Origin of the sequence: Marinobacter segnicrescens, assembly GCF_900111555.1 — a bacterium.
Lineage (GTDB): Bacteria > Pseudomonadota > Gammaproteobacteria > Pseudomonadales > Oleiphilaceae > Marinobacter > Marinobacter segnicrescens.
Map to the genome: position 1 here is coordinate 113,553 of NZ_FOHZ01000008.1, position 11,992 is coordinate 125,544.

The 11,992-nt window shown below is 58.6% G+C and carries 10 protein-coding genes; 9 read left to right on the forward strand and 1 reads right to left on the reverse strand.

Annotated elements, in window-relative coordinates:
- Positions 1-115 precede the first annotated feature (115 nt).
- Positions 116-1,381, forward strand: a complete 1,266-nt coding sequence (locus tag BM036_RS10160) for a malic enzyme-like NAD(P)-binding protein (protein ID WP_091851295.1) — start codon at positions 116-118, stop codon at positions 1,379-1,381.
- A 68-nt stretch (positions 1,382-1,449) separates the two neighbouring features.
- Here the strand turns inward: BM036_RS10160 and BM036_RS10165 are convergent, their stop codons facing one another.
- Entirely contained in the window at positions 1,450-3,933 is a 2,484-nt protein-coding gene (locus BM036_RS10165) for a penicillin-binding protein 1A (RefSeq protein ID WP_425434086.1), read from the reverse strand.
- Positions 3,934-4,210: 277 nt separating this feature from the next.
- Here BM036_RS10165 and BM036_RS10170 point away from each other — a divergent pair, with 277 nt between their 5' ends.
- The 8 genes from BM036_RS10170 to BM036_RS10205 form a co-directional block, all read left to right on the forward strand.
- Positions 4,211-5,275 carry a pilus assembly protein PilM gene (locus BM036_RS10170; RefSeq protein WP_091851301.1) on the forward strand — a complete coding sequence of 355 codons (1,065 nt, stop codon included), beginning with the start codon at positions 4,211-4,213 and terminating at the stop codon, positions 5,273-5,275.
- A complete protein-coding gene (locus BM036_RS10175) occupies positions 5,275-5,841 on the forward strand; it encodes a PilN domain-containing protein (protein ID WP_091851304.1) in 567 nt (188 codons plus the stop codon). Before BM036_RS10170 ends, BM036_RS10175 begins: the two co-directional genes overlap by 1 nt.
- Positions 5,838-6,449: a type IV pilus inner membrane component PilO gene (locus BM036_RS10180; protein WP_091851307.1), complete on the forward strand. Its 612-nt coding sequence runs from the start codon at positions 5,838-5,840 to the stop codon at positions 6,447-6,449. The genes BM036_RS10175 and BM036_RS10180 overlap by 4 nt, the downstream gene beginning before the upstream one ends.
- A gap of 2 nt (positions 6,450-6,451) precedes the next feature.
- Positions 6,452-6,997: a pilus assembly protein PilP gene (locus BM036_RS10185; RefSeq protein ID WP_091851310.1), complete on the forward strand. Its 546-nt coding sequence runs from the start codon at positions 6,452-6,454 to the stop codon at positions 6,995-6,997.
- Between the two features lie 66 nt (positions 6,998-7,063).
- On the forward strand, positions 7,064-9,139 hold the full coding sequence (locus BM036_RS10190; protein WP_091851312.1) for a type IV pilus secretin PilQ: 2,076 nt from the start codon (positions 7,064-7,066) through the stop codon (positions 9,137-9,139).
- A 96-nt stretch (positions 9,140-9,235) separates the two neighbouring features.
- Positions 9,236-9,802, forward strand: a complete 567-nt coding sequence (gene aroK / locus BM036_RS10195; protein ID WP_091851315.1) for a shikimate kinase AroK — start codon at positions 9,236-9,238, stop codon at positions 9,800-9,802.
- The gene (gene aroB, locus BM036_RS10200; protein ID WP_091851318.1) at positions 9,795-10,886 is read left to right on the forward strand and encodes a 3-dehydroquinate synthase; all 1,092 of its coding nucleotides are present in this window, start codon (positions 9,795-9,797) and stop codon (positions 10,884-10,886) included. The genes aroK and aroB overlap by 8 nt, the downstream gene beginning before the upstream one ends.
- Positions 10,887-10,911: 25 nt before the next feature.
- Positions 10,912-11,992: ATP-binding protein (locus BM036_RS10205; RefSeq protein ID WP_245742562.1), on the forward strand; the 1,081-nt coding region annotated here is incomplete at its 3' end.

The window sequence follows — 11,992 nt, forward strand, 5'->3', positions numbered from 1 at the left end:
TGGGGTCAGGGTTCGGTCCATAATGGCGCGCTAACATTTGCGGTGGCCCCCTCTTGGTGTCAATTCGCGAATGGTCGAAAGTCCTCTTTTAAACGTGACAAACGGAACAGTGGCAATGTCTCAAGATCTGAAAGAAGCAGCCCTTGAATATCACGCCCAGCCGCGGCCGGGTAAGCTGAGTGTCGAAATCACCAAGCCGACCCAGACCTCCCGCGATCTTTCGCTGGCGTACAGCCCCGGGGTTGCGGAACCGGTCCGCGAGATCGCAAAGGACCCCGAGAATGCATACAAGTACACTGCCAAGGGTAACCTGGTAGCCGTTATTTCTGACGGTACCGCCATCCTCGGCCTCGGCAATCTCGGCCCCCTGGCCAGCAAGCCGGTGATGGAAGGCAAGGGTGTCCTGTTCAAGCGCTTCGCCGGTATCGATGTGTTTGATATCGAAGTCAATTCCGAGAGCCCCCAGGCGTTCATTGAAACGGTTGAGCGCATTGCCGATACCTTCGGTGGTATCAACCTCGAAGATATCAAGGCGCCGGAATGCTTTGAGATCGAGCGTGCACTGATCGAGAAGTGCGATGTGCCGATCTTCCACGACGATCAGCACGGTACGGCCATCGTAACTGCAGCCGGCATGATCAATGCCCTCGAGCTTCAGGGTAAGAAGATTGAAGAGGCCAAGGTGGTTTGTCTGGGCGCTGGCGCTGCCGCTATCGCCTGTATGAAGCTGTTGGTCAGCTGCGGTGTTCGCTCCGAGAACATCTACATGCTGGATCGCAAGGGTGTGATCCACTCCGGGCGTGACGACCTGAACCAGTACAAGGCCATGTTCGCCAACGATACCGACAAGCGTACCCTGGATGACGCAATTGACGGTGCGGATGTGTTCCTGGGGCTGTCTGGCCCTGACCTGTTCACTGTTGAGCAGTTGAACAAGATGGCTCCGAACCCGATCGTATTTGCGTGCTCCAACCCGGATCCGGAAATCAAGCCGGAACTGGCCATGGCAGCCCGGAATGACCTGATCATGGCGACAGGCCGTTCTGATTATCCAAACCAGGTTAACAACGTGCTTGGCTTCCCGTTCATTTTCCGTGGTGCGCTGGACGTTCGTGCGACTGCCATCAATGAAGAGATGAAAGTTGCTGCGGTTCACGCTATCCGGGAGCTGGCCAAGGAGCCGGTCCCCAAGGAGATTTGCGAAGCCTATGACGTAGACAGCCTGGAGTTCGGCAAGGACTACATCATTCCCAAGCCGATGGATGTTCGTCTGCTGGAAGTGGTGCCTGCTGCCGTCGCCCGTGCTGCGGTTGATTCCGGTGTGGCTCGCAAGGGTTATCCGGAGCACTATCCGCTCAAGTCCATGGACGATATTCGCTGAGTTTCAGCGAACTGAGCCCACAAAAAAACCGACGGTGAGAGCCGTCGGTTTTTTTGTGGGTGATCGCTTCAGAACAGGTTGCGGGGCAGGTTGGCGTCGTCTTTGCCGCCGCTGAGGCCGTTTCCGGCCTGCTCTTCGGGGACGTTGTCAGAGCGGAACACTTCCTGGATAGCGTTGTCCTGCTCCGGTGCTGCCCGTTCGCCTGTTCTGGGATCAATCCTGACCTGCACGATACCGCCCGGGCGTGCCATTTCCGATTCTGGTGTGCCTGCGAGGGCCTCACTCATATAGTCCATCCAGATCGGAAGGGCCGCCGTGCCGCCGAATTCCCTGAAGCCCAGGGTCGCTGGCTGGTCAAACCCTACCCAGGTGGTGGTGGCGATCTCATGGTTGAATCCTGAGAACCAGGCATCTTTCTGGTCATTGGTCGTGCCGGTCTTGCCGGCCAGGTCATTCCGTTCCAGTCCTCGGGCCTTGGTGGCTGTGCCCCGCGTGATCACATCCTTCAGCATGGAATGCAACAGGTATACCGACTGCTCATCCGCCAGGCGCTCTGCCACACGGATAGCCGGGAAGCCGACAATGGGGTCAGGCCGGTTTTCCCTCAGGCGGTCGCAATTGGTGTCGCACAGGATGGCCGGTGATGCTTCGTAGAGTACCTCGCCCTGACTGTTCTCAATGGTCTGAATCAGGTAGGGCTGAACGTCGTAGCCGCCATTGGCGATGACTGCAAAGCCGCGAGCCATGTCCATCGGCGTCAGGGAGCCGCTGCCCAGTGCCAGGGAAAGTTCCCGTGGCAGGTCATCCGTAGGTAGCTTCAGCTTGTCCAGGAAGGCAATGGTTTCATCCACGCCCAGGTCCTGGAGCAGGCGAATAGAGACCATGTTCCTGGAGCGATAAAGGGCCTCCCGCAATCGGGTGGGGCCGAGAAATTCACCGCCAGAGTTTTTGGGACGCCATCCCGGTTCTGTTTCACTGCCTTCCTGCACGATGGGCGAATCGTTATAAATGGTGGCGGGCGTCATGCCCTGGTCCAGTGCTTTCAGGTAAATGAAGGGCTTGAAAGTGGAGCCGGGCTGGCGGCGGGCCTGGATAGCGCGGTTGTACTTGGTCTGGCTGAAGCTGTATCCCCCCGAAAGGGCGCGGATGGCGCCGGTTTTCGCCTGCAGGGATATCAGGGCGCCTTCCACGTCGGGTATCTGGGCCAGGGTCATGGGAACCGGGGCGATTACAGGCGCTTCGTTCTCCCCCGAGTTTGTTTCTTCGGCGAGGTTATCACCGCTTTCGGTCGGTTCCGACGATTCACTGGGGGGCTGGCGGCGCACGTAGACAATATCGCCTTCTTCAAGCACATCCGAGACCCTGCCGGGTTCCGGGCCCATGGCGTTTGCCGTACGGTAGGCCCGCGCCCAGGTCATGGTTTCGAAGGGAATAAACCCTTTGCCAAGGTGACGGGACCAGGCCTCTGCCCGCTGTTCTTCGTCGCTGACCCGGGTAATGATCACCGGATAGAGTTCTTCAACCCTTGGGTAGGCTTCGAGTACCTCCTGGTAGGTTGCCTCGTCTCCCGGTAGCTGGTTCGTGGTGCCGGCGGGTCCGCGGTAACCGTGGCGACGATCGTAGGCTTCCAGTCCCTGCTGCAGCGCGCGGGTTGCTGCTTGCTGGTCCTCGCTGTTCACCGTCAGGGTGACCCGGAAGCCGTCGTTATAGGCCGAATCCCCATACCTGGCCACCATTTCTGCCCGCGCCATCTCGGCGACATAGTCAGCGTCCACTTCGGTGGGTGTGGTGTTGTAGCGGGCCGTGAGCGGCTGGGAGCGTGCCTCGTCACGCTGCTCTTCGGTGATATAGCCAAGCTCTGCCATTCGGCCGAGGATCCAGTCCCGGCGAATCCTGGCCCTTTCCGGGTTGGCCAGGGGATTATACGCGGAGGGGGCCTTGGGCAGGCCCGCCAGCATGGCCATTTGTGCCAGATTGAGTTGGTCCACGGGCTTGCCATAGTAGACCTGGGAGGCGGCAGCCAGGCCGTAGGCCCGATTGCCGAGATAGATCTTGTTCAGGTACAGCTCGAGTATGGTCTGCTTGTCGAGCTCCTTCTCGATCTGGAAGGACAGCAGGATTTCATTGAATTTCCGTGCGAAGGTGCGGTCCCGGGTGAGGAAATAGTTTCGCGCCACCTGCATGGTGATGGTGCTGCCGCCTGACTGGATCTCCCCGGTTGAAGCCAGTTCGACGGCCGCCCGACCAAGGCCGATGAAGTCTACGCCAAAGTGTTCATAGAAGCGGGAATCCTCCGCGGCGAGGAAGGCCTGGAGCTGTTGTTCGGGGATTTGGTCGATTGTGACAGGCGTCCTTCTCTTTTCACCGAATTCTGCTATTAATTTGTCGTCCGATGAGTAGATCCTGAGAGGCGTCTGCAGCCGGGTATCGAGTAACTGGTGCACTGCCGGGAGCTCTGGGCGCAGGTGCAGGTAGAAGCCGGCGGCAACCAGCATGGCGGAGCTGGCCCCGAAAATGGTCAGCCAGATAAAGAAGCGTGATGCTGTAATCAGTCGGGACATTTTTTTCTGACAACTGTTGGCTATAAGTCTATCATTTGAGAAATTGCTTTAGGTGTTAAAGGGAGTCAATGCTCCCGCAACCTCTCAAAACAACGAGGGGGCATTGTAGACCTAATAGCCCGGAAATTCTCTTACATAAAAAACATATAAATGGAACTGCTGCGCAGTATTAGAAGAACCATAGCGTAAAAGGCAGTCAGGCCAGGGTTTTACGGCCGGAGCCCGGCGATACGCCAGGTGCAAGGTTGTCCAGGTATAAGGTGAGCGCGTGTTCGGATTATCAGGAAAAAAGTCCAGTACCGTGCTGGGAGTGGATATCAGTTCCAGTTCGGTAAAGCTGCTGGAGCTCTCGAGGCAGGGCAGTCGCTACAAAGTGGAAAGCCATGCTGTCGAGCCGCTACCGGCAAATGCGGTTGTAGAGAAGAACATTACCGATGTGGAGGCAGTTGGTGACGCCATCAAGCGCGTCGTCAGCAAGGCCCGTACCGGTGTAAAGCAGGCTGCCGTGGCGGTTTCCGGGTCAGCGGTGATCACCAAGGTGATCCAGATGAATGCCGGACTCAACGAGTTCGAGCTGGAAGACCAGATCGCACTTGAAGCGGACCAGTATATTCCCTATCCCCTGGACGAAGTCGCCATCGACTTCGAAGTGCAGGGGCCCTCCGAAACCAATCCCGACCAGGTCGACGTCCTGCTGGCGGCATGCCGGAAGGAGAACGTCGATATCCGCGAGGATGCCCTGGACATAGCCGGGCTCACTGCGAAGATTGTCGACGTCGAGGCCTATGCGCTCGAGCGGGCTTACAGTCTCATCGAGCCCCAGCTGGAGTCCCACGGTGAAGAGCTGGTGGTCGCCATTGTCGACGTGGGCGCTACCATGACCACCCTAAGTGTCCTGGCGGGTGGCCAGACAGTTTACACCCGTGAGCAGATTTTCGGCGGCAAGCAGCTTACCGAGGAAATCCAGCGTCGTTACGGATTGTCTGTTGAAGAGGCCGGCCTTGCCAAGAAACAGGGAGGCCTCCCGGATGACTACGAGAGTGAAGTGCTCGAGCCATTCCGGGAAGCGGTAGTGCAGCAGGTGGCTCGGGCCTTGCAGTTCTTCTTCGGCGCCAGCCAGTACAATGCGGTGGACTATGTATTGCTGGCCGGCGGAACCGCCTCGATTACGGGTCTCGCCAGCATGGTAGAGGAAAAGACGGCCACCACCACGATCGTCGCTAATCCGTTCTCGGATATGGCCGTTGGCTCCCGGGTGAATGCGTCCGCACTCACCAACGACGCCCCCTCGCTGATGATTGCCTGTGGACTGGCGATGAGGAGCTTTGACTAATGGCCAAGATTAACCTGCGTCCCTGGCGCGAGGAGCTCAGGGCAGAGAAGCAGAAGCGGTTCGTGGCCACCTTGCTGGGGGCCGCCATTGTCGCTGCCGGTCTGGTGTTTCTCTGGAAAACCGATATGGATAACCGCATCGCCTACCAGGAGTCTCGCAACGACTACATCGAAGCGGCATCCCGCCAACTGGACAGCCAGATCAGGGAGATCGAAGAACTTCGCAAGAAACGGGAAGAACTGCTCGCACGGATGGAAGTTATCCAGGATCTCCAGGGCAAGCGCCCGGTAATCGTGCGTGTATTCGATGAGCTGGTTCGTACCTTGCCGGAAGGCCTGTTCTACACCGAACTGAGCAAGACCAACGAGCAACTGGCTATCAACGGGATGGCTGAGTCCAATAGTCGGATTTCCAGCCTGATGCGCAATTTTGAGCGGTCCGAGTGGTTTACCAACCCCAACCTGACCAATGTGGCTGCAGCGGATGACCGCCGTGCCGGCTACAGCGCCTTTGACCTGTCGGTCAGCCAGACCACTCCTGAGCCGGAAGAGGAGAGCAACCAGTGAGCCTGTCGGACTCTCTCAAAAGCCTGAACGAATTTGACATCAATGACCTGGATATCAATAACGCCGGTATCTGGCCGGCGCCGGTCAAGTTCATCGTTATTCTCATCCTTGTCGGCCTGATCGTCGGTGGCGGTTACTGGTTCTTCATCAAGGATCAGTATGCCCAGCTGGAGCGGGTGGAGCGCCAGGAGGCAGAGCTTCGCCAGGAGTATGAGCGCAAGGCATACCAGGTGGCCAACCTGGAAGTGTTCAAGCAGCAGATGGTAGAGATGGAAGAAACCTTCGGCGCCCTGGTCCGACAGCTGCCCAGTGATACCGAGGTACCTGGCCTGCTGGAGGATATCACCAACACGGCGCTGGGTAGTGGCCTGTCCCTGCGGGAAATACAGTTGCAGGCGGAACAGAAGCGTGACTTCTACATCGAGCTGCCGATCAATATCCAGGTCAGCGGCTCCTACCATGAGCTGGCCTCCTTCGTCAGCAGCGTTGCGGGCCTGCCCCGTATCGTCACGCTACATGATTTCACCATCACACCAAGAAGCGGTAACGCGGATCAGCTTGATATGCAGGTTGTCGCCAGAACCTACCGCTACCGGGCTGGAGAATGAGCATGGCAAGACAGCATGCAATTAAAGCCTGGCTGGGTATCTGTCTGACGGCTGCGCTCGCCGGCTGTACCCAGGGAGGCGACTTTTCGGATCTTGATCGTTTCATGGAAGAGACCCGGGCCAAGCCGCGGGGTCATGTGGAACCGCTGCCGGAGTTTCAGGCCTACGAGGCCTTTACCTATTCCGCGGCTGATCGCCGGGCGCCCTTTGAGCCGCCTATCGATGTCCAGCTGACCATGCTCGATGAGCAGCCCGAAAGTACGGTTGAACCGGATCTCGATCGTCCGAAGGAAGTGCTCGAGAACTACGGTCTTACCGAGCTGGAAATGGTGGGTACCCTCACCAGCGCAAATGGCAACCTGTTTGCGTTGATTGAAGACGCTGATGGTGGGATTCACAGGGTGCGTAACGGCAACTATATGGGTACCAACTACGGCCGCATCATCGGAATCAGCGAAACCCGGGTTGAGCTGCTGGAAATAGTGCCCAACGGTTCGGGGGGATGGGTTGAAAGGCCCCGATCCCTGTCCCTGGAAGAAGAAGGCTAAGGAGCGGCGCGCATGAATACACGTAGAAACTGGCAAGAAACACAAGTTTTGGGGTCGAGGCTAGCGATGTTCAGAAAATTCACGGTATGGATGAGCGCGGCGGGACTGGCAATGGCTGCCGGTATCGCTAACGCGGCAACGCTTCAGGACGTGGAGTTTTCCTCGCTCTCTGGCGACCGCACCGAGGTGGTGTTGAGTTTTGACGAGACACCACCGGAACCTTCCGGTTACACCATCGAGCGGCCGGCGCGGATTGCCATTGACCTGAAAGGTACGGTGAGCGGTCTCGACAGCCGCAACATGTCCCTGGGTGATGGCAATACCCAGAGCATGACAGTGGTGGAAACACAGGATCGGACCCGCCTGATCTTCAATCTCGTGGAGCTTGCGCCCTACGACACTGAAGTGAGCGGGAACCAGTTGGTCATCACCATCGGCGATGCTGATTCCGGGGCAGCTGTCGTCGGTTCCGGTGGCTCGGAGTCCGTGGAAACAGCGTCGAGTGGTACCCGTACTTCCACCTCGGCTCGGGTATCCGGTGACGCTATCACGGGGGTTGATTTCCGCCGCGGAGCTGACGGCGAGGGGCGGGTAATCATCGACCTGTCCAACAGCCGCGTTCCGGTAGCGCTCAATGAGCAGGGTGGTCGCATCCGGCTGGTTATGGATGCCACAGAGGTTCCCAACGACCTTCGCCGGCGACTGGACGTGACCGACTTTGCCACTCCGGTGACCCGGGTTGACACCTTCACCGAAGGTGGTGATGCGATTGTCGAGATACGCCCAGAGGGCGCCTACGATTACCTGGCCTATCAGTCCGGCAACCGCTTTACCGTGAGTGTCGAGAAGCTGACCGAAGAGGAAGCCGAGCGTCGTCGCGAGGAGAAGTTCCCATACACTGGCGACAAGCTCTCCCTGAACTTCCAGGACATCGAAGTGCGCTCGGTGCTGCAGCTGATCGCCGACTTCACCGGCCTGAACCTGGTGGCCAGTGATACGGTATCCGGCAGCATTACCCTGCGCCTGCAGAATGTACCCTGGGACCAGGCGCTGGACCTGATCCTCAAGACCAAGGGGCTCGACAAGCGCCAGATTGGTAACGTACTCCTGGTCGCACCGGCCGAAGAAATTGCTGCTCGCGAGCGGCTGGAGCTGGAAACCAATAAACAGATTGCCGAGCTGGCTCCGGTTCGACTGGAAATTATCCAGGTCAACTACGCCAAGGCCGGGGATATCGTTGGCCTGATCGAGCAGGATGAAGAGCTGATTTCGGACCGTGGCTTCATCTCCTCCGATGTGCGCACCAATACCATCAGTGTGCGTGAGACTGCCGATAAACTGGAAGAAATCCGCAGGCTGGTGAACACCTGGGATATCCCCGTACGCCAGGTTTCCATTGAGGCCCGCATTGTCCGCGCCCAGACTAACGTAGCCGAGAGCCTGGGGGTTCGTTGGGGGGGTGGTTACCTTGATCCGGATGGCAGTAACACACGTTTTGGCAGTGGATCCATCGAAGGCAACGAATCACTCTGGAACGATAACGAGATTGTTTTCCCTGATGCCCTAGCGGTAGATCTGGGTGTTTCCGACGCCGGTGCCTCGTCCTTCGCGATTGGCCTGGGTGGTGCTGACTTCCTGGTCGAACTTGAACTGTCTGCGCTCGAAAGCGATGGCAAGGCCGAGCTTGTTTCCCAGCCGAAGGTTGTTACCGCTGATCGTCAGACAGCGACGATCAAGTCCGGTGAAGAAATTCCCTACCAGGAAGCGTCCTCCAGCGGTGCCACTTCGGTATCCTTCAAGGAAGCAGCACTTTCCCTGGAAGTGACTCCACAGATAACCCCGGATAACAAGATCATCATGGATCTTCGGGTGAACCAGGATTCCCGGGGCCAGGAGACCGCTGGTATTCCGAGTATCAATACCAATGAGGTCACCACCCAGGTTCTCGTGGGCAATGGCGAAACCGTTGTGTTGGGTGGTATCTTCCAGTCTGAAATCGCCACGACCGTCACCAAGACGCCGTTCCTCGGTGACATTCCCTACGTGGGGGCGCTGTTCCGTCGTACCGAGAATATTGACGAGCGAAGCGAACTGCTGATCTTCATCACACCGAAGATCATGAGGGGCGATCTGATCGATTGATCCTTGCCTCGCCTGAAAAGCCGCCGCGTAACACCGGCGGCTTTTTTGTGTTTTATGCTATTCTCACCCGCCTGTTTAATGGGGAGTCGAAGCAACATGCCGTTACCAAGACGAATCGTGCTGGTCGGGCCCATGGGGGCGGGTAAGAGCACGATCGGTCGCCAGTTGGCCCGGGAGCTGGGTTATCATTTCCTGGATTCGGATCGCATGATCGAGGAACGCTGCGGCGCTGATATACCCTGGATCTTTGATGTCGAAGGTGAAGAGGGCTTTCGGCAGAGGGAATCTGCGATGATCAAGGAGCTGTCCGAAGTAGGTGCATCCGTGCTGGCTACTGGTGGTGGCGCTGTGATGAAGGACGAGAACCATCCGTTCCTGAAGCAAGATGCGGTGGTCGTGTACTTGAAGGCGTCCCTGGATCAACAGATCGAACGTACCCGCAAGGATCGCAACCGGCCACTTTTGCAGAACGATGACCCGGAGGGTGTCCTGCGCCGGCTCTACGAGTTGCGGGACCCCATCTATACAAGGCTGGCGGATGTGGTGATGCTGACAGACCGGAAGAGTCCGCGCCTGGTGGTACGCCAGATTCTCAACCGGATCAACCCGCGTACTCCCCGTCAACGAAGGAAGGTCAGGAAAGAGGGCAGGAATAATGACTGAGACAACAGTCCAGGAATTGCAGGTTGAGCTCGGCGACCGCAGTTACCCGATTCACGTGGGTGCGGGTCTCCTTGGCTCAAGGGATCTGACCCCCTGGGTTGCCGGCAAGCGGGTCATGATCGTGACCAATGAAACCGTGGCACCCCTGTACCTTGAAAAGGTCCGCAAAAACTTCCCGGGCTGCCAGGTGGACGAGGTGATCCTGCCTGACGGTGAAGCCTACAAAACCTGGGACACCCTTAACCGGATATTCGATGCCCTTCTGGAAAACCGTCATTCCCGGAAAACCACCCTGGTGGCCCTCGGGGGCGGCGTTGTCGGCGATATGACCGGGTTTGCGGCGGCCTGTTACCAGCGTGGTGTGGATTTTATCCAGATACCCACCACCCTGCTGGCCCAGGTAGATTCATCTGTCGGCGGCAAGACCGGTATCAATCACCCGTTGGGCAAGAACATGATCGGGGCATTCCATCAGCCCCGCTGCGTACTTATCGACACAGATACCCTGCAAAGCCTGCCCTCCCGGGAAGTGTCTGCTGGCCTGGCCGAGGTTATCAAATACGGACTTATCCGTGATGCCCGGTTCCTCGCGTGGCTTGAGGAGGCGATGCCGCGATTAACCGCGCTGAATGCAGAGGCCCTGACCGAAGCCATCTACCGGTCATGCGCCTGCAAGGCAGAGGTAGTTGCACAGGACGAGCGGGAAGGTGGACTTCGGGCCATCCTGAATCTTGGGCACACCTTCGGGCATGCCATAGAGACCTGGGCAGGGTATGGCAACTGGCTCCATGGTGAAGCGGTTGGTGCCGGGATGGTGATGGCCACGGACCTTTCCCGTCGTAGTGGCTACCTTACCGGGGCCGACCAGGCGCGTGTGGAAAAGCTGGTGAAATCGGCCGGCCTGCCGATCCTGCCACCGTCCGGCATGACCCCGGACAACTTCATGAACCTGATGGCTGTCGACAAGAAGAATCTTGACGGCCAGTTGCGCCTGATCCTGTTGCGCAGTCTGGGCGAAGCGGAAGTGACCGACAGTTTCGCTGCCAGTGACCTGGCATCCACCCTGGCAGAGCTATGCCACTGACTTTTCCGGCTAAGTGGTACCCGGCATGAGCGAGAGCATTACTGGCCTGGAAGGGGGAGGGCTTTTCCCCCGGCTACAGGAGCGTTACGGACTCAACAGCGACCCCCTCGCCATGGAGGCGCCATTCTATCCCGGCGCCCAGCGTCAGCATGCACTGGAAACCCTTCGCCACCTGTGTGGATTTGGCGATATGGCATTGGTGCTCACCGGTGCCCGTGGTGCTGGCAAGACCCGGTTACTGGGTGAGTTGGTGCGCAGCGAAGGTGCTCGCTTGGAATTCCTGCGCCTGCAGTCCGGCCGGCTCGACTCCCCTGAAACCCTGGTGCGCACCCTCTACCAGGGCATCGGCCGCGACAGGCCCGAGGGACTGTCGGCTCGCGAAGCATTACGAGCTTTTATGGTGCTCTCCGAGGAAGCTACACGAAAGGGGCGCAGGCAGGTGTTGCTGCTGGACGATGCGGACCAGGCTTCAGAAAACACTCTCGGACTTCTACTGGATAGCTTCCTCGACAGCAATCGATCGACCTCCGCCGTGCCAGTATTTGCGGGCGGGCCGGACCTGCCGGGACAGCTTGGGCTGGGTGATGACCTGCGAGGGGGCGCAGCGCACAGGATCAACCTGCCGGATTTCGGCCAGGACGATATCCGACAGTACCTGGAGCCTCGCGTTGTCCGAGCCGGTGGTAAGCCCGAGGTATTACTGTCTTCACGGCGCCTGAGCCAATTGCAGGTGCTTAGTCAAGGCAGCCCGGGTCGGCTCCAGCGAGTGGCCCCGGCAGTCTGGCTGGATATGGCGTCAACCGGCGGCCGCAGGCCAGGCGAGTCCGGTAAGGGGGTGTTGTCGCCGCTGCGCTGGGTTGGCCTTGCCGTGGTCCTGTTGGGGGCTTCCTGGTGGTTTGTGTCTTCCCGCTATGATGACAGCGTCCGTCAGGCGGCAGAGCCTGCGGTGAACGAACCGTCTCCCACCCGGGCCATTGTCACGGTGGGACCTGGTAATCCGGAAGAGGATCCCGGGCTGCTGGAGGCTGAGCCGGTTGACCCGTCCGGAGCAAACCTTTCAACTGTTCCAGAGCCAGAGCCAGAGCCAGAGCCAGAGCCAGAGCCAG